Annotated in this window: 23 protein-coding genes; 9 read left to right on the top strand and 14 right to left on the bottom strand. The window is 54.4% G+C overall.

Going from position 1 to position 24192, the window contains the following annotated elements; all coding sequences use genetic code 11:
* Positions 1–346: 346 nt before the first annotated feature.
* The 4 genes from glpF (at position 347) to fpr (ending at position 4735) form a co-directional block, all read left to right on the top strand.
* On the top strand, positions 347–1192 hold the full coding sequence (glpF, locus tag C2U53_RS10940) for a glycerol uptake facilitator protein GlpF (protein WP_042998923.1): 846 nt from the start codon (positions 347–349) through the stop codon (positions 1190–1192).
* A 22-nt stretch (positions 1193–1214) separates the two neighbouring features.
* Entirely contained in the window at positions 1215–2723 is a 1509-nt protein-coding gene (gene glpK, locus C2U53_RS10935; RefSeq protein ID WP_042998922.1) for a glycerol kinase GlpK, read from the top strand.
* Between the two features lie 158 nt (positions 2724–2881).
* On the top strand, positions 2882–3892 hold the full coding sequence (gene glpX / locus C2U53_RS10930) for a class II fructose-bisphosphatase (protein ID WP_042998921.1): 1011 nt from the start codon (positions 2882–2884) through the stop codon (positions 3890–3892).
* A 96-nt stretch (positions 3893–3988) separates the two neighbouring features.
* Positions 3989–4735, top strand: coding sequence for a ferredoxin--NADP(+) reductase (gene fpr, locus C2U53_RS10925; RefSeq protein WP_042998920.1), 747 nt, complete (start codon positions 3989–3991; stop codon positions 4733–4735).
* A gap of 6 nt (positions 4736–4741) precedes the next feature.
* Here the strand turns inward: fpr and C2U53_RS10920 are convergent, their stop codons facing one another.
* Positions 4742–5170 carry a DUF805 domain-containing protein gene (locus C2U53_RS10920; RefSeq protein WP_042998919.1) on the bottom strand — a complete coding sequence of 143 codons (429 nt, stop codon included), beginning with the start codon at positions 5168–5170 and terminating at the stop codon, positions 4742–4744.
* Between the two features lie 100 nt (positions 5171–5270).
* Between C2U53_RS10920 and C2U53_RS10915 the strand changes: the two genes are divergently transcribed.
* Both C2U53_RS10915 and tpiA read left to right on the top strand, forming a co-directional pair.
* The gene (locus C2U53_RS10915; RefSeq protein WP_044257465.1) at positions 5271–5867 is read left to right on the top strand and encodes a YiiQ family protein; all 597 of its coding nucleotides are present in this window, start codon (positions 5271–5273) and stop codon (positions 5865–5867) included.
* Positions 5868–5979: 112 nt separating this feature from the next.
* A complete protein-coding gene (gene tpiA / locus C2U53_RS10910) occupies positions 5980–6747 on the top strand; it encodes a triose-phosphate isomerase (protein ID WP_042325562.1) in 768 nt (255 codons plus the stop codon).
* A gap of 42 nt (positions 6748–6789) precedes the next feature.
* On the opposite strand, the gene C2U53_RS10905 is transcribed toward tpiA, so the two are convergent.
* The 11 genes from C2U53_RS10905 to cpxP form a co-directional block, all read right to left on the bottom strand.
* Positions 6790–8262 carry a DASS family sodium-coupled anion symporter gene (locus C2U53_RS10905; protein ID WP_090050662.1) on the bottom strand — a complete coding sequence of 491 codons (1473 nt, stop codon included), beginning with the start codon at positions 8260–8262 and terminating at the stop codon, positions 6790–6792.
* 112 nt (positions 8263–8374) lie between these two features.
* Positions 8375–9679: an SLC13 family permease gene (locus C2U53_RS10900; protein ID WP_042998914.1), complete on the bottom strand. Its 1305-nt coding sequence runs from the start codon at positions 9677–9679 to the stop codon at positions 8375–8377.
* A gap of 85 nt (positions 9680–9764) precedes the next feature.
* A complete protein-coding gene (locus C2U53_RS10895) occupies positions 9765–10487 on the bottom strand; it encodes a GntR family transcriptional regulator (RefSeq protein WP_104445895.1) in 723 nt (240 codons plus the stop codon).
* Between the two features lie 62 nt (positions 10488–10549).
* A complete protein-coding gene (locus tag C2U53_RS10890) occupies positions 10550–11590 on the bottom strand; it encodes an ADP-ribosylglycohydrolase family protein (protein WP_042998913.1) in 1041 nt (346 codons plus the stop codon).
* 18 nt (positions 11591–11608) lie between these two features.
* Positions 11609–12559, bottom strand: coding sequence for an aminoimidazole riboside kinase (locus tag C2U53_RS10885; RefSeq protein ID WP_044265202.1), 951 nt, complete (start codon positions 12557–12559; stop codon positions 11609–11611).
* 10 nt (positions 12560–12569) lie between these two features.
* Positions 12570–13904, bottom strand: coding sequence for an MFS transporter (locus C2U53_RS10880; RefSeq protein WP_042998911.1), 1335 nt, complete (start codon positions 13902–13904; stop codon positions 12570–12572).
* A 266-nt stretch (positions 13905–14170) separates the two neighbouring features.
* The gene (locus tag C2U53_RS10875; protein ID WP_042998910.1) at positions 14171–14926 is read right to left on the bottom strand and encodes a CDP-diacylglycerol diphosphatase; all 756 of its coding nucleotides are present in this window, start codon (positions 14924–14926) and stop codon (positions 14171–14173) included.
* A gap of 102 nt (positions 14927–15028) precedes the next feature.
* Positions 15029–16018, bottom strand: coding sequence for a sulfate/thiosulfate ABC transporter substrate-binding protein Sbp (gene sbp, locus C2U53_RS10870; protein WP_058587289.1), 990 nt, complete (start codon positions 16016–16018; stop codon positions 15029–15031).
* Between the two features lie 203 nt (positions 16019–16221).
* On the bottom strand, positions 16222–17184 hold the full coding sequence (gene pfkA / locus C2U53_RS10860; protein ID WP_042998908.1) for a 6-phosphofructokinase: 963 nt from the start codon (positions 17182–17184) through the stop codon (positions 16222–16224).
* Positions 17185–17368: 184 nt separating this feature from the next.
* Positions 17369–18271, bottom strand: coding sequence for a CDF family cation-efflux transporter FieF (gene fieF / locus C2U53_RS10855; RefSeq protein ID WP_042998907.1), 903 nt, complete (start codon positions 18269–18271; stop codon positions 17369–17371).
* 148 nt (positions 18272–18419) lie between these two features.
* Positions 18420–18920, bottom strand: a complete 501-nt coding sequence (cpxP, locus tag C2U53_RS10850) for a cell-envelope stress modulator CpxP (protein ID WP_043001792.1) — start codon at positions 18918–18920, stop codon at positions 18420–18422.
* Between the two features lie 150 nt (positions 18921–19070).
* Here cpxP and cpxR point away from each other — a divergent pair, with 150 nt between their 5' ends.
* Positions 19071–19769 carry an envelope stress response regulator transcription factor CpxR gene (cpxR, locus tag C2U53_RS10845; protein ID WP_001033731.1) on the top strand — a complete coding sequence of 233 codons (699 nt, stop codon included), beginning with the start codon at positions 19071–19073 and terminating at the stop codon, positions 19767–19769.
* On the top strand, positions 19766–21139 hold the full coding sequence (gene cpxA, locus C2U53_RS10840) for an envelope stress sensor histidine kinase CpxA (protein ID WP_044257455.1): 1374 nt from the start codon (positions 19766–19768) through the stop codon (positions 21137–21139). The genes cpxR and cpxA overlap by 4 nt, the downstream gene beginning before the upstream one ends.
* A 116-nt stretch (positions 21140–21255) precedes the next feature.
* Here the strand turns inward: cpxA and yiiM are convergent, their stop codons facing one another.
* Positions 21256–21930, bottom strand: a complete 675-nt coding sequence (gene yiiM, locus C2U53_RS10835; RefSeq protein WP_042998904.1) for a 6-hydroxyaminopurine reductase — start codon at positions 21928–21930, stop codon at positions 21256–21258.
* A 152-nt stretch (positions 21931–22082) separates the two neighbouring features.
* Between yiiM and C2U53_RS10830 the strand changes: the two genes are divergently transcribed.
* On the top strand, positions 22083–22973 hold the full coding sequence (locus tag C2U53_RS10830) for a dihydrodipicolinate synthase family protein (RefSeq protein ID WP_104445894.1): 891 nt from the start codon (positions 22083–22085) through the stop codon (positions 22971–22973).
* Between the two features lie 85 nt (positions 22974–23058).
* Here C2U53_RS10830 and kdgT read toward each other — a convergent pair whose 3' ends face one another.
* Entirely contained in the window at positions 23059–24042 is a 984-nt protein-coding gene (gene kdgT / locus C2U53_RS10825; protein WP_042998902.1) for a 2-keto-3-deoxygluconate transporter, read from the bottom strand.
* Positions 24043–24192 lie beyond the last annotated feature (150 nt).

Raw genomic sequence — 24192 nt, 5'->3', positions numbered from 1 at the left:
AATATATAGTGCCGATTGTATGAAGCCCCGCTCTCCCTGTCCAGCGGCATCCCGCGCTGATTGCGGTTTGCAACACTTTTCAGTCGACTCTTACAGACATTGACGGCCTAACCCTTAAGTGTTAACGCTTTGGTTAATGAAATGATTCAGCTCACACTATTTTTGTATAACAAAACGCGCCTCATGGCGCGAAAACGCTCATTTTATTGACGGAGCACACACATTTTAAGTTCGATATTTCTCGTTTGTGCTCGTTAACGATAAATTAACAGTGTGCCTACAGGGCATCGCGGACGTCAGTGACCTCCTCGCATACAATAAACATTAAACTCTTCAGGATCCGATTATGAGTCAAACATCAACCTTAAAAGGCCAGTGCATTGCTGAATTCCTCGGTACCGGGTTGTTGATTTTCTTCGGTGTGGGGTGTGTCGCTGCGCTTAAAGTCGCGGGTGCGTCTTTTGGACAGTGGGAAATCAGCGTCATCTGGGGATTGGGGGTAGCCATGGCTATCTACCTGACCGCAGGGGTGTCTGGCGCACATCTCAACCCGGCAGTCACTATCGCGTTGTGGCTGTTTGCGTGTTTCGACAAGCGCAAAGTTGTTCCTTTTATCCTTTCTCAATTTGCCGGTGCCTTTTGCGCAGCGGCGTTAGTTTACGGGCTTTACTACAATCTTTTCGCCGACTTCGAACAAACGCACCACATTGTACGTGGCAGCATTGAGAGTGTTGATCTGGCCGGCACTTTCTCAACGTATCCCAACCCACATATCAATTTTGTGCAGGCCTTCGCGGTTGAAATGGTGATTACCGCTATCCTGATGGGGCTTATTCTGGCGCTGACTGATGACGGTAACGGTGTACCGCGTGGCCCACTGGCTCCTTTGTTGATTGGTTTACTGATTGCGGTTATCGGCGCATCCATGGGCCCACTGACCGGGTTTGCGATGAACCCGGCACGTGACATCGGTCCGAAAGCGTTCGCCTGGCTTGCAGGCTGGGGTAATGTCGCCTTCACCGGTGGCAAAGATATTCCTTACTTCCTGGTGCCGCTGTTTGGCCCCATCGTTGGTGCTATTTTGGGCGCTTTCGCCTATCGCAAGCTGATCGGTCGCCATTTGCCGTGCGATATCTGTGCCGTGGAAGAGAAGGAAACCACGACCACTTCACAACAAAAAGCTTCGCTGTAATGTGACTACGGGACAAATAATTATGACTGAGAAAAAATATATCGTTGCGCTCGACCAGGGAACCACCAGCTCCCGCGCCGTCGTGATGGATCATGATGCCAATATCGTAAGCGTCTCACAGCGCGAATTTGAGCAGATCTACCCGAAAGCAGGCTGGGTAGAACACGACCCGATGGAAATCTGGGCAACGCAGAGCTCTACCCTGGTGGAAGTCCTGGCGAAAGCGGACATCAGTTCCGATCAGATTGCAGCTATCGGGATTACTAACCAGCGTGAAACGACCATCGTCTGGGAACGTGAGACCGGTAAACCTATCTATAATGCGATTGTCTGGCAGTGCCGTCGTACCTCGGATATCTGCGAACATCTGAAGCGCGATGGCATGGAAGAGTACATCCGCAATAACACGGGTCTGGTCATTGACCCGTATTTTTCCGGCACCAAAGTGAAGTGGATCCTCGACCACGTCGAAGGCTCTCGTGAGCGCGCACGTCGCGGCGAACTGCTGTTCGGTACCGTTGATACCTGGCTTATCTGGAAAATGACCCAGGGACGCGTACACGTAACGGATTACACCAACGCCTCGCGTACCATGCTCTTCAACATCCACACGCTGGACTGGGACGACAAGATGCTGGATGCGCTGGATATTCCACGCGCCATGCTGCCGGAAGTGCGCCGTTCTTCCGAGGTCTACGGTCAGACCAACATCGGCGGTAAAGGCGGCACGCGTATTCCGATCTCCGGTATCGCCGGTGACCAGCAGGCTGCACTGTTCGGCCAGCTGTGCGTGAAGGAAGGGATGGCGAAAAACACCTACGGTACCGGCTGCTTTATGCTGATGAACACCGGCGAAAAAGCGGTGAAATCCGAAAACGGCCTGTTGACCACCATCGCCTGCGGCCCGACCGGGGAAGTGAACTATGCGCTGGAAGGCGCTGTGTTTATGGCGGGCGCTTCTATTCAGTGGCTGCGTGATGAAATGAAGCTCATCAGCGACGCCTTCGATTCCGAGTATTTCGCGACCAAAGTGAAGGACACTAACGGCGTGTACGTCGTCCCCGCCTTCACCGGCCTGGGCGCGCCGTACTGGGACCCGTATGCGCGTGGCGCGATCTTCGGCTTGACCCGTGGTGTGAACGCCAACCACATCATCCGTGCAACGCTGGAATCTATTGCCTACCAGACCCGCGACGTACTGGAAGCGATGCAGGCAGACTCCGGCATTCGCCTGCACGCCCTGCGCGTGGACGGTGGCGCGGTCGCCAACAACTTCCTGATGCAGTTCCAGTCTGACATTCTTGGCACGCGCGTTGAGCGTCCGGAAGTGCGTGAAGTCACGGCGTTGGGTGCGGCCTACCTGGCCGGTCTGGCAGTCGGTTTCTGGCAGAACCTTGATGAACTGCAGGAAAAAGCGGTCATCGAACGTGAATTCCGCCCTGGCATCGAAACCACCGAGCGTAACTACCGTTACAGCGGCTGGAAGAAAGCGGTCAAACGCGCGCTGGCGTGGGAAGACCACGAAGAGTAATCGCGAATTGCCGGATAACGATGCGAAAGCGTCTTATCCGGCCTACGGATGAGATTACGGTGCGGGGACAACCCCGCACACTCACCCTCTGATATCAATAATTTCCCCCTCTCCCCTGTGCTACACTTCGCGCCATTCCTTTCTGCTACGAGTTTGCTATGAGACGAGAACTTGCCATCGAATTTTCCCGCGTAACCGAAGCGGCGGCGCTGGCTGGCTACAAATGGTTAGGACGCGGTGACAAAAACACCGCCGACGGCGCGGCGGTTAACGCCATGCGCATAATGCTAAACCAGGTCAACATTGACGGGACCATCGTGATCGGGGAAGGCGAGATCGACGAAGCGCCGATGCTCTACATCGGTGAGAAAGTCGGTACCGGTCGCGGCGACGCGGTGGATATTGCCGTCGACCCCATTGAAGGCACACGAATGACGGCGATGGGCCAGGCCAACGCGTTGGCCGTTCTGGCCGTGGGTGACAAGGGTTGCTTCCTGAACGCACCTGACATGTATATGGAAAAGCTGATTGTCGGACCGGGCGCAAAAGGCAGCATCGATCTCAATCTGCCGCTGGAAGAGAACCTGCGCAATGTCGCCAACGCGCTGGGCAAACCGCTGAGCGAACTGACGGTGACGATTCTGGCGAAACCGCGTCATGATGACGTGATCGCAGAGATGGCGAAGCTTGGCGTGCGCGTATTCGCGATTCCTGATGGCGATGTTGCCGCGTCCATTCTGACCTGCATGCCGGACAGCGAAGTGGATGTGCTGTACGGGATTGGCGGTGCGCCGGAAGGCGTGGTGTCCGCCGCGGTGATCCGCGCACTGGATGGTGACATGCAGGGCCGTCTGCTGGCACGTCATGATGTCAAAGGCGACAGCGAAGAGAACCGTCGCATTGGCGAACAAGAGCTGGCACGCTGCCAGGCAATGGGCATCGAGGCGGGTAAAGCGCTGCGTCTGGATGAAATGGCGCGCAGCGATAATGTTATTTTCTCCGCAACCGGCATCACCAAAGGCGATCTGCTGGAAGGGATCAGCCGTAAAGGTAATATCGCGACCACCGAAACGCTGCTGATCCGCGGTAAGTCACGCACCATCCGCCGTATTCAGTCGATCCACTATCTCGACCGTAAAGACCCGGACGTGCAGGCGCACATCCTGTAACTGATTTGTTCGTTCGAGCCTTCCAGCCCCTCCGGGCTGGAAATCTTTCCGCCAACGAACGAAGATAAGGGAACGAGACCCGTACAGGAGAAAACCATGGCAGATTGGGTAACAGGCAAAGTCACAAAGGTACAGAACTGGACTGATGCTCTGTTTAGTCTGACCGTTCACGCCCCCGTTCATCCCTTCACCGCAGGTCAATTTACCAAACTCGGTCTTGAGATTGACGGCGAGCGCGTCCAGCGTGCCTACTCGTATGTGAATGCCCCTGACAATCCCGATCTGGAGTTTTACCTGGTCACCGTGCCTGACGGTAAGCTAAGCCCACGTCTGGCGGCACTCAAGCCCGGCGACGAAGTACAGGTAGTGAGCGAAGCCACCGGTTTCTTTGTGCTTGACGAAGTACCGGACTGCGACACGTTATGGATGCTGGCAACGGGCACCGCCATTGGTCCCTATTTATCGATTCTGCAACTGGGTAACGATCTCGAACGTTTCAAAAATCTGGTACTGGTCCACGCCGCACGATACGCCGCCGATTTAAGCTACCTGCCGCTGATGCAGGCGCTGCAAAAGCGCTACGAAGGCAAACTGCGGATCCAGACGGTGGTGAGCCGGGAGACCGTCGCGGGTTCACTGACCGGCCGCATTCCGGCATTGATTGAAAGTGGCGAACTGGAAAAAGCGGTAGGCTTACCGATGGATAAAGAGACCAGCCATGTGATGCTGTGTGGAAATCCGCAAATGGTTCGCGACACACAGCAGTTGCTGAAAGAGACCCGGCAGATGACGAAACACCTTCGTCGCCGGCCAGGCCATATGACCGCCGAGCATTACTGGTAATACGGTTCAGGGCGCTGATTTAAACGCGACATCCTGCGTGTCTTTACCGTATTTATTTTCGCCCTGGGTGCCAACAAACGCCCCCAGGTCGATAAGAGTCATGATGAGGATAAGCGTCGGCGCAAACCGTCCGACCACCCATTGCCACATCCCCGGCAGAATAGCCCAGTTACCGGCTAACAGCATCCAGGCAAGAATAATCAATAACGCCCACAGCCCCGAACGCCCACGATCGTGCAGACGTTTCACCGTAACCGCTGCCGTCGGCCAGAGCAGACACACCAGGGCAAAGGGAGCAATCTGATCGGGAAGTAATTTTTGACTCTCGAGCGAAAACAGAACCACCATGCTGACAATCCACAGCGCAATCCAGATCCAGAAATCACGGCGTCCAATACGCCCTTTAAATGAGAATAACCACTGCTGTAGGGTCATGTCTGTTCCTTTAAAATGACTATCTTCGACAGTTTACCCTTTTGACAAGCCAGACGGTTATCGTTTTAATCGTGGACAGTCATAACGAAAGGTAAGATTGATGAAGCCAGGATGTTCACTGTTTTTATTATTGTTTTCTGCGATGCTCTCCAGCCCTCCGGCGCTGGCGGCTGAGCCATTGGCGGCCACCACCGCACCGTATTTACTCGCCGGTGCCCCCACGTTTGACCTTTCGATCAGCCAGTTTCGCGAAAACTTTAATACGCAAAATCCGAAGCTTACCTTAAATGAATTCCGCGCCATCGACAGTAGTCGCGACAAAGCCAACCTCACCCGTGCGGCCAGCAAAATAAATGAAAACCTGTACGCCTCGACCGCTCTTGAGCGCGGAACGCTGAAGATTAAGAGCATGCAGATAACCTGGCTGCCGATTCAGGGGCCGGAACAGAAAGCGGCGAAAGCTAAAGCGCAGGAATATATGGCGGCAGTGATCCGCACGGTCGCCCCCTTATTGACCAAAGAGCAGAGCCAGAAAAAGCTGCAAAAGCTGCTTACGTCGGGGAAAAATAAGCGCTATTACGCGGAGACCGAAGGCGCAATTCGCTATGTTGTCGCAGATAACGGCGAAAAGGGGCTGACCTTCGCGGTTGAACCGATTAAGCTGGCGTTATCTGAAAATCTGGACGGGCCCAATTGATGATAAAAAGCAAAGCCTTTCCGGGGAGTGATCTCTATACTGTTTCACAGACCATGCTGCCCTGCGGGGCGGCCATCTTCCTTAATTCGCTGACAAAGCGTGGAGAATAGAAATGCGACATCCTTTAGTGATGGGTAACTGGAAACTGAACGGCAGCCGCCACATGGTAAACGAACTGATTGCTAACCTGCGTAAAGAGCTGGCTGGCGTCGCTGGCTGTGCGGTAGCGATCGCACCGCCAGAAATGTATATCGATCTGGCAAAACATGCTGCGGCCGGTAGCCACATCCTCCTGGGCGCACAGAACGTTGACCTGAACCTGTCCGGCGCATTTACCGGTGAAACAAGTGCTGAAATGCTGAAAGACATCGGCGCACAGTACATCATCATCGGCCACTCTGAGCGTCGTACTTACCACAAAGAGTCTGACGAACTGATCGCGAAAAAATTCGCTGTGCTGAAAGAGCAGGGTCTGACTCCCGTTCTGTGCATCGGTGAAACCGAAGCTGAAAACGAAGCGGGCAAAACAGAAGAAGTGTGCGCACGTCAGATCGACGCCGTTCTGAAAACACAGGGTGCTGCGGCATTCGAAGGCGTAGTTATCGCTTACGAACCGGTTTGGGCAATCGGCACCGGCAAATCCGCAACGCCAGCGCAGGCACAGGCTGTTCACAAATTTATCCGTGATCATATTGCCAAAGCGGACGCGAAAATTGCTGAGCAGGTCATCATCCAGTACGGCGGTTCCGTAAACGCAGCTAACGCGGCAGAACTGTTCACTCAGCCGGATATCGACGGCGCGCTGGTTGGCGGTGCTTCTCTGAAAGCTGACGCTTTCGCCGTGATCGTAAAAGCAGCTGAAGCAGCAAAACAAGCTTAAGTTGTGTAGTCGGGGGGACCTCTCCCCCGACTTATCCCCGTATTACCAGTATCCCAGCCAGTGCCACCAGAAAGCCCCTGTCACCGCCCAGATAGTCAGGTTTACCACACTCATCACCAGCCCCGTCTTCCACCATTCCGCCAGAGTGGCATAGCCAGAGCCAAAAATAATCGGCGCAGTGCCCGTACCGTAGTGGGTGAGCGACATCATCAGCGAAGAGGAGAAACCGAGCATCAGCCCCAGCAGGGCCGGTGGCGCGCCCAGACCTAACCCCGCGATGAAGAAGGCGGAGAACATGGCCGTGATATGCGCCGTGGTGCTGGCGAAAAAGTAATGAGAGTAGACGTAAAGCAGGATCAACAGCAGTGTCGCAATACTCCAGTGGACGCCAAGGTGATTGATTGCCGTCCCTACACTGGTCGCAAGCCAGCCGACCAGTCCCAGTTTGCTGAGGAAATCCGCCATCATCACCAGCGCGGCAAACCAGACAATGGTATCCCAGGCACCGCGGCACTTAAGGATGTCCTCCCAGTGTAATACCCCCGTCAGCAACAGAATCGATAAACCGATCAGCGCCGCACTGGTGGGGTTAACGGTCCAGCCGCTGCCCATGATCATCGCGGGAACGCCAGCCCACAGGCAGAGCAGCAAAATGAACACCGCCAGCGTGATTTTTTCCGCCAGCGACAGTGGGCCGAGAAGATCCAGCTTTTGCCGGGCGAACTGCGGCGCATTGGGTGTGCGGGTAATGGCGGGTGGATAGAGCCACCAGATGACGATGGGCATCACAATCAGCGAAACGACCGCCGGAAGAAGCGCCGCAATGGCCCACATCCCCCAGGTCATATTCAGTACCCCATCCGTTCCCTGGGACAAAAAGGTGACAATGAGGGGGTTAGGGGCGGTTGCGGTGATGAACATCGCTGAACTGATCGGGTTAATGTTGTAATTCACCAGCGCCAGATAGCGCCCCGTTGAGCCATTTTCGCTATTGCCGGGCTGCGATCCAAGGCTGTCGGCAATGGCGCGCATCACCGGGTGAATAATGCCGCCGCCGCGTGCCGTGTTACTTGGGGTGACGGGGGCAATCAGCGTTTCCGCGAGGGTTAATGCCCACGCGATACCTAAGGTTCGCTTACCAAACAACGCAATAAATCCGTAGCCGATACGCGCCCCAAGTCCTGTTTTCAGCAAGCTTTGCGACAGCATGATCGATAAACCGATCAGCCAAATCAGTTGGTTGGAAAAGCCACTCAGCGCATCGTTAAGCGCTGCCGCAGGCTTACCGGGATTCGTCACACCGGTCATCGCCACCAGCATGATCGCCACAACAGCAATCGCCCCGATGGGCATCGCTTTGCCGATAATGGCCGCAATCGTACCGATAAACAGCGCCAGCAGATGCCATGCCTGTGGCGTCACGTCAGCAGGACAAGGGATGATAAACCAGATGGTCAGTGTGATAACCATCGAGATGATGGCGGGCCAACCGCGAATGGGGGTCAATCTATCCATGGTTCAATCCTTGAGTATCCTGCGCATAAGTATGCGTTTCAGTATTAACCGTCATTCGTGCAGGTAAAACTCACCACCCTCTCACAAAACTAAAATAATCAGGCAATTAACACTACAATTTTCCTAATAGATTAAACCATGCATAGTCCAGTGGCAGCAGGATCAGATACGTCGTCAGCGCCAGCACCAGACACAGGAGCAGCCCGGCTCTCGCTGGCACCCTGCCTAACGCCATCGCCACCACAATAGGTGATGCCTGATACGGCAGTAGCGGCGTTGAATAGCCCAGCACCTGAATCATAATCACCGACAGCAGCGGGAATTGCGTTGCCTCAGAAAAGCTCTGCGCCAGAGTGGTATACAGCGCCGGAACGCCGTTGGCGGTCATAATGAAGTTAAGCGCAGTGGTGATGCCGGTCAGGGCGAGAAAACTGGTGAACGGTTTCTCCGGATCCAGCGGCATCACGTGCAGCAGCGCTTCACCGACCGCATCGCCAATACCGGTTTGCGTCACTACACTCGCCAGTCCAAGAATACCGGCAACATAAATGCAGGTACGGATGTTAACCCCCGTGGAAAACTCCTCTCCATTGATGAACCCGACACGCGGTAACAGGGTGATGACCGCTGCCGCCAGCCCGGTCCACGCCGGGCCAATGCCATGCCAGCTTTCGCTGACCCACATCACCAGCACGACTGCCAGCATCCAGGCCAGTCGTTTTTCGTCGCGGCTCATTGGCTCCGGTGGTGAGAATTCACGTGGCGCATGGGGTTTTCCGGGAAACAGCCAGCAGATCAGCGCAATCAACAGTCCACCTTTCAGCCAGCCTAATACCGGCGTATGCAGCAGCAGATAAGGCAGATAGTTCAGGTGGATACCGTACGATCCTTCCGCCGCCCCGCTCATCACGAGATTCGGCACGTTAGCAGGCAAAATGGTGGCGGAAAGCTGAAAAGTGCCAAAACCCACAGCAAGCGCCAGGCCATACCACGCACGGGTGCCATCGAGGATCCCGGCACGCTTCGCCATCGCTGCAACAACGGGCATCAGCAGCGCGATACGTCCCATATTAGAGGGCATTACAAACGCCAGCGCATAGCTCAGCAGCACCACGCTTGAGACCATCAGCGGCCAGGATTCCGTCAGCCGTGATGACAACGCTCTTGCCGCCCTGTCCGCCAGTCCGGTTTTGCGGATCGCCACGCCTAGCACAAAGCCGCTGAATACCAGCCAGAACGCCGAGGAGGCAAAGCCGCCAAAGATGACGTCCGGTGGGGCGATTTTCGCCACCATCGCCACCGTGAAGAACAGCAGCGCAGTGATAAATTCCGGTAATAGCGAGGTTGCCCAGAGCAGGATGGTGACAATCACCACCAACGAGGGCAGAAACAGAGGATGTGAAAACCAGAGCGACATGCCTGTCTCCTGTTGTTTTTTTCAACAAGAATACGGGGGCATCCCCCTTCTGTAAACGCGCGTCTCCCCCTAAAAAAGCAGAGGGTCAGTGATAATGGATTTCGCCGAAGTAGTCAGACAGCACATAGTAGCGGCAATACTCAAAGGGATGCGCTTCCCCCGCCATAAACGTCTGGCGCGCCACGGAAAGGAGTGGTTTGTTCTCAGCAATCTGCAGCTTCTCGCATAAATCAGGGCTGGGCAGAATGGCATCGACCTTTTCGATCGCTGAGTCGCTTTTCACATTCAACAGGTGATAAAGCGAGGTATGGGCCAGTTCATCCGCTGTCAGGGTTAATCCCGGAAAGAAGGAGAGATCGAGATAAATTTTCTCGTGGTTAAACGGGCGATCGTTCAGGTATCGCACCCGAGAAATATAGAGATAGTGATGATGGGCCGGCAGGCTTAAACCATCTTCCTGCGCGTCGCGCGCCCGGCGTGTGGCGATTTCCAGAATGCGGTTCTCAACCGCCACGCTGGCATCACGCAGGTCGCTGGTGATCCCGCGAAAGGTATGACCATAGTTTACGCCTTCCGGCACCGCGCTCACCACGGAACCACTTCCGCGTTGAGAGGTGATCACACCGGCGTTGATCAACTCACTCCACGCCTGCTTCACGACGATCAGCGACACATTATAGGTTTGGGCGATCGCTTTTTGCGTTGGCAACTGACTCCCCAGCGGCAGGGTGCCGTTCTGGATCTGCTGGCAGATGATATAAAACAACTGCTTATACAGCGGAGTGAAACTCGTTTTATCAACCTGCAAGCCATTTACCTCGAAAGTCTGCCAGTCGGGGACGGTTGTCGCCGCCCCCGCAGGGCAGCGCACTACCCTTTAATCTGTCTGGCGAGTTCAGCCAAATCGAAATGATTCATACGATTAACGGTAGTTAAATAGTCGGCAGGAAAAGCATCAGCACCGTGCCAGGCGCCGGAGAGTGCCCCAACCATGGTGGCGACGGTATCGGTGTCATTGCCGATATTAACGGCGGAAATAATAGCATCAACGGCCGAATCCGGACAACACGCGAACAGACCAAACGCGGCCGGAACCGCCTCGCTGACGTGCAACCCGGACCCGATGATATCGGCAATCTCAACAATCGCCGTCTCCCAATGGGCGTGCCGCTTACCGATCGCTACCGCCAGTTCAATACGACGCGCCACCGACGGCCCGGCAACCATCATCGCGCCCTGTTCTGCCGCCAGCGCATAACCCCTGTCAGCGCCGTAAATCCCGGCCGCAATGATGCTTTCCGCACTCGCCACGGACTGTAACGCCTCGCTGGTTGCTGCCGCCATCGCCGCTGCGCCAGACATCGCCAGTACGTTATTATGGGTAAAGCGGCAGATTTCCAGCGCAGTCTGAATCGCTTTTTCTATGTCGCCAGGATGCAGTACGGCGGCAGGCCAAATCTTCATTGCCGCGCCGTTGGTGGCTTCCGCATTACCCTTATTGATAATCTGTACCGACTGTTTCTCACCTTCCAGTTCCCCCTGCAGGGACACGCGATTATCGTTAAAGATGGCTTTCATCGCGGCCCGGGTGGTTGGCCCGGTAAAATTGGCGTAGTACGGATAGGCCAGCCAGCGCTGGAAGGCTTCACGCATTGCTTCATCGCTCACCTGACGATGGTGCTGTAGCAGGGCGTCCATGATGTACTTCGCCTGAATAAAGTCATCGGTACACATTCCGGCTTCGTTACAGCGACCAAACGTATCGGCGGGCGGTTTCTCAAAACCGGTCACCCAGCCACCAAAGTATTCTCGAATTTGTTGCTGAGTACGCACTTCGGTCGCTGCGCCCATCGCGTCCGCCGCAGCGGCACCAATCAGGCAGCCCAGTATTTTGTTAATTTCAACGTGCATGAATGACTCCTTAACGGTTTAGCATATTTTTTCCAGTGGATGACTGGCGCGAAAAGCCGCGAGCTGTTCAGGATAAGGCAGCGCGGTCATCGCCCCTTTTGCCGTGACCACCATTGCGCCGCAGGCATTGGCTGTACCGATCGCCTGCGCAAGCAAGTGACTGTCCCAGGAAGCGGCCTGTGAAAGGGTATAAAGCAGCCCGCCGACAAAGGCATCGCCCGCTCCGGTGGTGTCCACCACGGAAATTTTCGCGGCAGGGAACGCGCATTCGCCCTCTGGCGTCACCAGGTACGCCCCTGCATCGCCCAATGAGATAACGGTGGTTTCACAGCCAAGTTCACGCATCAGATAGCGTGCGTCCTGCCAGCGTTCGACCTTACCCAGCCAACACAGCTCATCCGCAGAGACCTTGCAGATGGAGGCCAGCGCAATAGATTGTGCGAGTAAGGGGACGATTTCCTGGATATCCCGCCACATGCTGACGCGCAGGTTAACGTCGAACATGACGTGCCCTCCCGCCGTCTTCATGCGTCTGGCGCCTTCCAGACACGCCTCACGCGCCGGACTGTCTGTCAGGCCAATCGAGCTGAAGTAAAACCACTCGTTGGCGCTGAAAGTCGGTAAATCCTGCACCGAGACAAAAGTGTCCGCGCCGGGATGTACCAGATAGGTAAAACTGCGCTCGCCTTCTGGCGTCAGATTGACGATCAGTACCGCGCTGGTTTGCTGTGGGTCTAGGCGCAATGACCCCACACCTACCCCGTTTTCTGCCAGCGTCTGGCGGAGAAAACGTCCGGCGTCATCCTCCCCAAGACAGCCGATAAATTCACAGTCGCCACCCAGTCGCGCGATGCAAACGGCGACGTTAGCCGATGCACCCCCCGGACATTTCAGGTAGGTGTCCGCGCCTTCCGGCACCAGATCCACGGACGCGTCGCCAATCACCCAGACTTTTTTGAGATGACTCATCTGCTCCTCCTCACGCCTGACGCTGCGCCAGTTCACTCTGGATATCGCGGTAATAATCGTTGTTGATCAGATACTTTTTCATCACCACGCCAACCACCAGATGGAAGACGGCAGGGATGAGCGTCATCATCAGCGCAATCCCGGTCAGCGAGCTTGCACTCTGCTGGACATCCGCCTGGTAGCCGAAGTGGCTCAGCAGGAAGCCAAGGACGCCGCCGGCAATCCCCATCCCGAATTTCTGAAAGAACAGAATGCCGCCGAAAGCCAGTCCGGAAACGCGCAGCCCGGTTTTCTTCTCGCCGTAATCGACGGCCTCCGCGATGGAAGACCAGAACACCGGCATTTGCATGTCGCAGAAGAAGTTGATGAGAAAGTAAAAGACAAAGGCGAGGATCAGGTTCTGCTGCCCGACGCAAAGATACATGCCGATACTCAGCGCGAAGGTCATCAGTTGGGTGTAGCGGAACATTTTTATTTTGTCCCAGAACTTAGTCACCCACGTGGTCGCAATCATCGCCAGAATAGACGCCACCACGCCGACGGTCAGGAACGGTGAAATCAGGCTGTCACCGCCATTCAGATAATATTTGGCGTAATAGGCCGCGACCGAACCGCGGATCACGTAGCCGCACATCAGCAACATAATCACCACGCCCAGAATCAGCCACTGGTCGTTACGTAGTAAATTCGCAAACTGCTGTTTGACGGACAGTGACGGCAATTCAGGCTCGCTGCGTTCGCGGGTGGTCATAAAGCAGAAGATAAACAGCACGGCGCCCATCGCCCCCATCAGGCCCATAGAGAGCTGATAACCCAGCGCTTTATTGCCCTGTCCCAGCCAGACCGCCAGCATGGGAACCACAATCGTCACCAGAAACGCGGCGATTTTGGTCATCACAAAACGATACCCGTTGGCGCTCAGACGCTCGCCCGGATCGTCCGTGATAACGCCAATCAGAGAGATATAAGGGATGGTGATCGCCGTATAAACCAGCGTCATCAGAATGTAAGTGAAATAGGCCCATGCCAGCTTCGCCATATACGCCATATCCGGCGTGATAAACATCAGATAGACGGCGAAGCCAAATGGAATGGCAAACCATAACAACCATGGACGATAGCGTCCCCAGCGGGTCGACACTTTGTCGGTCAGCATTCCCATTGCCGGATCGATAATGGCATCGATCATCCGCACCACCACCAGCAGCACACCCACATCCGCTGCCCGTAAACCGTAAATATCCGTGTAGAAATATGCCAGCAGAAGCTGCATGGCAATAATCACTACGTTGATCGCCATATCCCCGGCGCCGAAACCTATTTTTTCCACGATAGACAATTTCATATCGGTATTCCTTTTGCGCCGTTCAGCGCAAGAATGTCGAAAAAAGGATGACGTAACTACGTGAAATAAAAGCTTTTATGATTAACGCATGACCCAGAAAACAAGGATCAGGCGTTATGAGGGAGTGTAATGGAACCACAAAAGATATAAAGGTATACCTTTATATCTTTTTGATCGAATTCACATTATTTTAACCAACGATACATCTTCGCTGGCCTGAAGTGGGAGATTGTGCAAAAAAACGCCGACAACCGTCGGCGTGGCGATCAGGGCTGAGTCAGGAGCTTACAGTCGTGATCCTGAATTTCTTCTGCCGACGCCCGGTTAAACGCCAGCATGTTGCGCTGCGTGGCCAACAGAACAAAAGCGTCATCACTTTGACGCGCCAGCGCCAGCGCATAGCTACCCATTCGCTCACGCGCTTCCGGCACCTCTTCGGCCAGCATCATAAACGGACTGCGCTGCGCCAGTTCGCTTTCTGTCACGCGACGGGCGAGATACTCATGCCCGCGCAGTCCGCCCGGCAGCGGTAACCAGCGGGTGCTGATTTTGGTCTGGTTAGCGTCCAGTTGCGCTCTGACATCAGGACGAAGGCAGGAAATATGGATGTGGAAATGGTTTTGCGTCCGCCCGCTGCGCGAATTGATTGCCAGCGACACGACGCTGTCCGGAATATCCTTGCCATACTTTTGGCTCATGAAATCGCGCGCCTGCCAGGCCAGCCAGAAGAAATTCGGCGTGTATTGTTCTACCAGCAACGGGCTCTCGGTGCCATTAATGCGATAAGTCGGCATCAGCAGATATTGCAGCGGACCATTGCGATCTTTAAAGACCACATATCCAGCATCGGGCTTCACTTCGACACATGGCGCAGGGTTTTGATGCTGCAACTGGTTGGGCAGGCATTGCTCAAGCACAATCTTACGCAACGCATCCGGGTTTCCGGCCAGCTTCCAGTAGCCAAAACCTGCCGCAGCGGCAATAACGACAACGGCCAGTAGTCCATAGCCTGTTTTTTTCATAACGCGTTCCCTGTATCTCAACGGCCTGCAAGAGTAACGCAAAATGATGACAAATAAAAAAGCCCGGCGGTAAATACCCCGGGCTTCTTCTCCTGCCAGCTCTTAACGCTTGCTGATTTGATCGAACGTTCCGCCATTCGAGAAGTGTTCTTTTTGCGCTTTCGTCCAGCCGCCGAACGTTTCATCAATGGTAAAGAGTTTCAGCTTCGGAAACGCATTTTCGTATTTCTTCGCCACCTCTGCATCACGCGGACGGTAGTAGTTTTTCGCCGCAATCTCCTGACCTTCCGGTGAGTAGAGATACTTTAGATAGGCTTCCGCCACGGCCTGAGTGCCTTTCTTCTCGGTCACTTTATCCACAACGGAGACCGTCGGTTCAGCCAGAATGGATTCGCTCGGCGTCACGATTTCAAATTTATCTTTGCCCAGCTCATTGGTCGCCAGCAGCGCTTCGTTCTCCCAGGCGATCAGCACGTCGCCGATGCCGCGTTCGACAAAGGTATTGGTCGCACCGCGTGCGCCAGAGTCCAGCACTTCGACATTCTTAAACAGCGCCTTCACAAAGTCCTGCGCTTTTGCCTGATCGTTGTTGTTGTGGTGCAGCGCATAACCCCAGGCAGCCAGATAGTTCCAGCGTGCGCCGCCGGAGCTTTTCGGGTTAGGCGTGATCACCGAAACGCCAGGCTTAACCAGATCGTTCCAGTCATGAATTTGCTTCGGGTTGCCTTTACGCACCAGGAACACAATGGTAGAGGTGTAAGGCGCAGAGTTGTCCGGCAGGCGTTTGATCCAGTTTTTATCAATACGACCACGCTCGGCAATCGCATCCACATCATAGGCCAGCGCCAGTGTCACCACATCCGCCTCAATGCCGTTAATCACCGAGGTCGCCTGTTTGCCTGACCCGCCGTGTGACTGACGAATCACCACGTTATCGCCCGTTTCTTGCTTCCAGTGTGCGCTAAACGCTTTGTTGTACTGCTCGTACAGCTCACGCGTTGGATCGTAAGACACGTTCAGTAATTGAATATCCTTTGCCAGAACGCCGCTGGATACCAGCAGCAAAGTTAACCCCACGCCCCATTTGTTCATCGCCCAACTCTCTTATGTTGTGTTGTGATGAGCAAAGCGTGCCAGAAAGGTATCCAAACATTAAAGAATAAAAAAAGATTGGCTATAACGAGAGGGAATATATGGAGGGCTTATGCCGGATGGCGGCTGACGCCTTATCCGGCCTACAAGTCTTTGCGATCTGTAGGCCGGGTAAGCGTAGCGCCATCAGGCGCAGAGAAGAATCAGTACAGTTTCTTCGCGCAATCCAGCCAGTCACCTTTGAACGGACGCTTCATGTTTTCGATAGCATCGATGATGTCATGGTGAACCAGTTTTTCGTTCTGAATACCGACGCAACGACCACCGTGACCTTCCAGCAGCAGTTCAATGGCGTAAGAACCCATACGGGAAGCCAGGATGCGGTCATAAGGCACTGGAGAACCGCCGCGCTGGATGTGACCCAGTACGGTCGAGCGGGTTTCACGGCCCGTCTCTTTCTCAATGTAATGCGCCAGTTCGTCGACATCGCACATGTGCTCAGTGATTGCCACGATAGCGTGTTTCTTACCCTTCGCAATACCCGCTTTGATTTCAGCAACCAGATCGTCACGGCTGAATTCCACTTCCGGTACCACAACGAACTCACAGCCACCGGCAATCGCTGCCGCCAGCGTCAGGTCGCCACAGTAACGCCCCATCACTTCAACGATAGAGATACGCTGGTGAGAAGACGAGGTGTCGCGCAGACGGTCAATCGCTTCAACCACGGTGCCCAGCGCCGTAAAGTAACCGATGGTGTAGTCAGTGCCTTTGATATCGTTATCGATAGTGCCAGGCAAGCCGATGCACGGGAAGCCCATTTCAGTCAGGCGTTTCGCACCCATGTAAGAACCGTCACCGCCGATCACCACCAGCGCGTCGATTCCACGTTTTTTCAGGTTTTCGATAGCCACGGCGCGGACATTTTCGTCACGGAACTCCGGGAAACGAGCGGAACCCAGGAAGGTACCACCGCGGTTAATCATGTCGGACACGCTATAACGGTCAAGCTGCACCATGCGGTCTTCGTACAGACCCAGGTAGCCATCATAAATCCCCATGACTTCCAGTCCTTCCGTCAGTGCTGCGCGCACCACACCACGGATTGCTGCGTTCATGCCCGGCGCATCACCGCCGCTTGTCAACACACCGATTTTCTTAATCATGACTACCTCTGAACTTTGGAATGCAAAATGAAGTCTGTTGCCGGAAGTCGATCCTGCATAGCGAGACGATCCAACGAATATGCAAATAGTATAACAATCACGTCCTGCTGAATTGATTCAGGTCAGGCCAAATGGCGGTAATTTATACACAAAATGCGGGCCTGGCTCTCTTTTTTACGCTCACTTACGAAAGCTCAAACCTTTTGCCTTCCCTGGGAACGACGGAACACGGGTCCTGATGGATAATGACATCGGAGCCCGGAAAACGCCGTAAAATCGCCTGCTCTACCTGTTCAGCCACAACATGCGCCTGAACGAGCGGCAGATTATCTTCCATTTCCAAATGAATCTGAATAAAGCGGGTCGGCCCTGACTGCCGCGTACGGAGATCGTGAGCACCACTGACGCCCGGCCATGATGTCACGATGTCAAAAATTTCCTGACGTTCTTCATCGGGTAATGCGCGATCCAGTAACGACTGCACGGCATCATAACCCATGCGTAACGCGCTATATAAAATATAGATGCCAATCCCCAAAGCAAACAACGCGTCTGCACGATGCCAGCCGTACCAGGCCAGACCGAGCGCCACGAGAATCGCACCGTTCATCATAACATCAGACTGATAATGAAGCATATCCGCCCGTACTGCCTGGCTTTGCGTCCGCTTCACCACCCAGCGCTGAAACGAGACCAGCACCACAGTACATATCAGGGCGATAATGGTAACCACAACCCCCACGCCGGGTTCGTTCATCGGCGTGGGGGTAATCAGATGCTGGATACCCGTTAAAAATAAAAACAACGCCGAACCGGAAATAAACATGCTTTGTGCCAGCGCAGCCAGTGATTCCGCTTTGCCATGACCAAAGGTATGTTCATCATCCGCGGGCTGCAGCGAATAGCGCACCACTAACAGGTTAGTGAGCGACGCGGCAATATCCACCAGCGAGTCGACCAGGGCCGCCAGAATACTCACCGACCCGGTGTACCACCACGCAAAAATTTTGATCAAAAGTAACAGCGATGCCATCACTGTCGCGGCAATGGCCGCCCGACTGACTAACCGCCCATAGGATTGATTCATAAACACTCCTGCCATTTCATGCCGGTAGTATAACGGATGGTGTAAGACAATCAGTGATTATGACGATGACAATTTACAGGCAAAAAAAACCCCCACGTCATGTGGGGGAAGACAGGGATGGTGTCTATGGCAAGGAAAACAGGGTTTACTACTGGGAACGTGAGTTGCTACTACTCAATAACTTCAACGAAGAACTTTTTTGCCAGTGCGTCACGTCACGCAACTGCTCCATTCTTTGTTGGTGCTTCTCGTTTAAAACCGCTTGCTGCTCGGGGGTAAGCAGGCGATACATCTGGTTGCGAACGCGGGCCATTTCGACCTGTCTGGCAACCTGTGCCTGCGCCATTTTTTCTGCCTGAGCGCGTACAGCGGTTTCATCAAAATTTTCTGCAGTAATAAGACGATGCATCGTCTCCATTTCGCTAACATTAACAGGCGGCTGCTCATGGCGGGCCTGTTGCATCAGATCTCTCATCTGTTGACGTTGATGTTCGGTTAAACTTATGCCGTCAAACATATGGCTCTGTACAGTGCGCGGCGCAGAGGATTCTCCCGGGTGCCAGTTATCGCCTGTAACGACTTCAGCTGCATGGCTAACCGTACTGAGTGCCAGCGTTGAGGCCATGACGGCAGCGGTAACTTTGCGCATCATTTGCTCCCAAAATCTTTTCTGTCGCGATTCAACGAGAGACAGTTTACGATTCGGGCTGCAAACATGCGTCAGGGGGTGTAAAACAACGTAAAGTCATGGATTAGCGACGCCTGATGACGTAATTTCTGCCTCGGAGGTACTTAAACAATGAATAAAATCCTGTTAGTTGATGATGACCGAGAGCTGACTTCCCTGTTAAAGGAGCTGCTCGAAATGGAAGGCTTCAATGTGCTGGTTGCCCATGACGGGGAGCAGGCGCTTGAGCTTCTGGACGACAGCATTGATTTACTTTTGCTTGATGTGATGATGCCGAAGAAAAACGGTATCGATACGTTGAAAGCGCTTCGCCAGACACACCAGACGCCCGTAATTATGCTGACCGCCCGCGGCAGCGAACTGGATCGTGTACTCGGCCTTGAGCTGGGTGCAGATGACTATTTGCCGAAACCGTTTAACGATCGTGAACTGGTCGCCCGTATCCGCGCGATCCTGCGTCGTTCGCACTGGAGCGAGCAGCAGCAGAGCAGCGATAACGGCTCGCCGACGCTGGAAGTGGATGCCCTTAGCCTTAACCCGGGCCGCCAGGAAGCCAGCTTTGATGGTCAGACGCTGGAGTTAACTGGTACCGAATTCACCCTGCTCTATCTGCTGGCGCAGCATCTCGGCCAGGTGGTATCGCGTGAACATTTGAGCCAGGAAGTGCTGGGTAAACGCCTGACGCCTTTCGACCGTGCCATCGACATGCATATCTCCAACCTGCGGCGCAAACTGCCGGAGCGGAAAGACGGGCATCCGTGGTTTAAAACTCTGCGTGGTCGCGGCTATCTGATGGTTTCCGCTTCATGATAGGGAGCTTAACCGCGCGCATCTTTGCCATCTTCTGGTTGACGCTGGCACTGGTGTTGATGTTGGTACTGATGTTACCCAAGCTCGACTCACGCCAGATGACCGAGCTACTGGACAGCGAACAGCGCCAGGGGTTAATGATTGAGCAACACGTAGAAGCTGAACTCGCGAACGATCCACCCAATGATTTGATGTGGTGGCGTCGCCTGTTCCGTGCGATTGACAAGTGGGCGCCGCCAGGACAGCGGTTATTGCTAGTGACCACAGAAGGACGCGTGATCGGCGCTGAACGCAGCGAAATGCAGATCATTCGTAACTTTATTGGTCAGGCGGATAACGCCGATCATCCGCAGAAGAAAAAGTACGGTCGCGTTGAAATGGTGGGGCCCTTCTCCGTCAGAGACGGGGAAGATAACTACCAGCTTTACCTGATTCGACCAGCCAGCAGTTCCCAATCCGATTTTATCAACCTGCTGTTTGACCGCCCGCTGTTGTTGCTGATTGTCACGATGTTAGTCAGTTCTCCGCTGTTGTTATGGCTGGCGTGGAGCCTGGCAAAACCGGCGCGTAAGTTGAAAAACGCGGCGGATGAGGTGGCTCAGGGTAACCTGCGTCAGCATCCGGAACTGGAAGCCGGTCCGCAGGAATTTCTTGCCGCAGGCGCCAGTTTTAACCAGATGGTGACCGCGCTGGAGCGGATGATGACCACGCAACAGCGTCTGTTGTCTGATATCTCACACGAACTGAGAACCCCGCTCACCCGTTTGCAACTGGGGACCGCGCTGTTGCGTCGTCGCAGCGGCGAAAGTAAGGAGCTGGAGCGTATTGAGACGGAAGCGCAGCGTCTGGACAGCATGATCAACGATCTGCTGGTCATGTCGCGCAATCAGCAGAAAAATGCGCTGGTCAGCGAAACGATGAAAGCCAATCATCTGTGGGGTGAGGTGCTGGATAATGCCGCCTTTGAAGCCGAACAGATGGGCAAATCGCTTACGGTGAATTTCCCGCCGGGACCGTGGCCGCTGTACGGAAACCCGAACGCGCTGGAAAGTGCGCTGGAAAACATCGTCCGTAATGCCCTGCGCTATTCACACTCGAAGATTGAAGTCGGCTTCGCAGTGGATAAAGACGGAATTACGATCACGGTGGATGATGATGGTCCTGGCGTCAGCCCGGAAGACCGTGAGCAGATTTTCCGCCCGTTCTATCGCACCGATGAAGCACGCGATCGCGAATCCGGCGGCACCGGTCTGGGTCTGGCAATTGTAGAAACCGCCATTCAGCAGCATCGCGGCTGGGTGAAAGCCGAAGACAGCCCGCTGGGCGGTTTACGGCTGGTGATTTGGTTGCCGTTGTATAAACGTTCGTAACGGTATTGTGCCGGATAGTGGCGTAAACGCCTTATCCGGCCGACAAATCTCCACGAACGGTAGGTCGGATAAGCGTTGCGCCATCAGGCATTTTTTCCGTTGCCGGATAGCAGCGCTTATTTGCCCCACAAACGCCGGGATTGATCTTCGATTTTGCCGCTTAAACGGCGCTTTTGCATCGTTCGCGTCCAGCTCTTCGACAGCCCCGCCGCTGACAGTAAACGATGGTACTGTTCATCATCAAAAGGCATATGCCAGGCTATGGCGATCGCCTCCTGTACGCTGACGTCGCTTACGCGGGAAACCAGCTCCAGTGGCGCATCGGCTGACACCATGCCTGGCGCAATCACACTACACAGCCAGCCCGTTTTGCCGCAGTTCTGCATCAGGCTCGCCATATCGCTAATACCAAAGTGGAAATTAAGCTTAAAGCACGGTGAGCGCGGCTGTGTGACCTGAATCAGCGCTTCGCCCCAACGGAAAATATCGCCAATATAGACATTGTGTTCCGTCAGGCCATCGGTAGAGAGGTTCTCACCAAACGCCGGGGCCACGAATTGATCCGCCTGATCGGGGAACTCCCGCGCCCAGTACAGATAATGTTCGCGCGGATAATGGCACAGCGCACGATCGGGCCCGCCGTGGATTTTCGTTTCTGCCTGTTCATCACCTTCCAGACCCAGTTCCGTCAGCATCAGTTCGCCATCGACCTGAATTTTGCCAATTGCACTGGGGCGGCTTCCCGCGTAGTCCTGAATCTTGCCGCTGAACACGTCTACTGGATATCGCATCTGGCCCTCTCCCTGATCAATTTGCCTTATTTAACCACAATTATTTTACCTCAACCGCGCAAAATGAGAGCAAGGTTCACACGACGCGCAAATATCCATGCTATCAATGGAAGTGATTTTGAAACGGCATTTCATAATAAGGAGTCAACAACGTGACAGGTCAAACGCAGTTTGCTGGCGTCTGGTGCCCCTCCATTACGCCAATGGATCAGGATGGTAATATCGATCTCAACGGTCTGAGCCAACACCTTCAACGCCTCACTGACGCAAAAATCGACGTGATTTTGCTGATGGGCAGTATCGGAGAGTTCGCTTCCTTCACCCTTGACGAACGCCTGCTGTTGATTCGCGAGGCGCGCGGCATGAGCCCATTGAAGATGGTAGCTAACGTCTCCTCCACCTGCATCCACGATGTCTTGCGGATGGCGCAGGAAGCGTATCGCACAGGCTACGATGCAGTGATGGTTCTGCCACCCTATTACTACGGTCAAACGCCGAAGCAACTGCTGAGCTACTTCCGCCAGTTGGGGCAAAAGCTCAGCGGGAAATGGTTTGCCTACAACTTCCCGCCGCGCACCGGCAGCGACTTAACGCCGGATCTGGTTGCCCAGCTTGCCAGCGAGTTCCCGAACTTTGCCGGGATCAAAGATACCGTTGACTGTCAGTCGCATACCCGCAGAATGAGCGAGGCAACGCAGGCCGTGCGTAACGACTTTGCCGTCCTTTCAGGCTATGACGAGTACTTCATTCCCAATCTGCTGGCTGGCGGCGCGGGGATTATCTCTGGGCTGAACAATGTGATGCCGGAGCTGTTTGTCAGCGCGCGTGAGGCGTTCAAGGCCGGTGACCTGGCGGCCCTTCGCGACATTCAGCAGAAAATTGGCGTATACATGTCGATTTATGCCATCGGCGAAGATTTCGTCACCACCATCAAGACGGTGGTATCGCGCAAGTTTGGCTATTGCACAGGGGTTTCACGCAATGCGGGCGGCGAGTTGAACGAACACGATTGCCGGACGATTGATGAGGTGTTTGGTCGTTAATAGACAAGGCCCGGTGAGATTCACCAGGCCTTTTTATGACGCAAAAACAAGCCGGATAAGCGTAGCGCCATCCGGCATTATTGTATTATTTCACTGCATTCTGGATGTCGACTGCCGCCACTTTTGCTTTGACCTTCTTCGACCAGATGGAGGTGATAATCGGCACCAGGATTGATGTCACAATCACCGAGGTGGCGACCAGCGAAGTTGCAGCCGGTGCCATCGGTTTAAACGCGGGCACCATTTCTGCGATCAGTACCGGTGTCGCCACTGCAGCTCCTGCTGAGCTGGACGCCGCAATCCCTGCTGTACCGTCGCCGCCGCCAATCAGTTTATCGGCAATAATCAGCGGAATACCGGTGACGATAATCACCGCCACACCCAACAGAATACCCAACAGACCGGTCTGTGCTATCACGCTCAGATCGATGGTGTTACCCAGCGCAAAGGCGAAGAAAGGGATCAGCGTCTGGACGGCTTTACTGAAGAATTCACGCAGTTCCGGGTCAAGGTTACCCAGCGTAAAGCCCACCAGGAAAGGCAGCACTGCGCCGACAAACACATGCGGTTCAAACGACGCAATCCCGGCCGTACCGAGGATGATCATCGTCATCAGCGGTCCTGACTCCAGCGACATCAGAACAAATGCCCCGGCCTCTTCTTTGGTGCCGTACTGTTGCATAATGGACGCATACAGCCCGCCGTTGGTCATGTCCATTGCCGCAACCAGCGCCAGTGTCGACAGCCCGGCAAAGAATCCTGCCTCCACGCCATGTTCAGGAATAATCCGCGAGGCAATCGCTGCCACTACCCACGCCACGGCAATTTTAGTCACCACCAGCGTCCCGGACTTACGCAGGACGGTACCCGTCGCGCTTAGCTTGATGGAGGCCCCCATGCAGAAGAACCACACGGCCAGAATAGGCACCGTGCCAGTGATCATCCCGTTGGTGAATGAGCCAAAATATTTCCCCGCGTCAGGAGAGAACGTGTGACACAACGCGCCCAGGAACAGAGGGACGAGCATCATGCCACCAGGGATTTTTTCTATCGTGCGTTTAATCTGCATTTCCATCACCTTCCGATGTAAAGATGTGTCAACGATAGACATTCAGCACAATAATAAAAGTGATCCCAACCACACAATAAAACAATGTTTCAATTTTTGTGGATCACTGTTTTTCATTCGATTTTGATCACAAAAAAACCCCACCGGCCA

The organism is Citrobacter sp. CFNIH10 (genome assembly GCF_002934585.1).
Lineage (GTDB): Bacteria > Pseudomonadota > Gammaproteobacteria > Enterobacterales > Enterobacteriaceae > Citrobacter_A > Citrobacter_A amalonaticus.
Note: the sequence above shows the minus strand (reverse complement) of the source record. Positions and strands in the feature narration are given on the sequence as shown.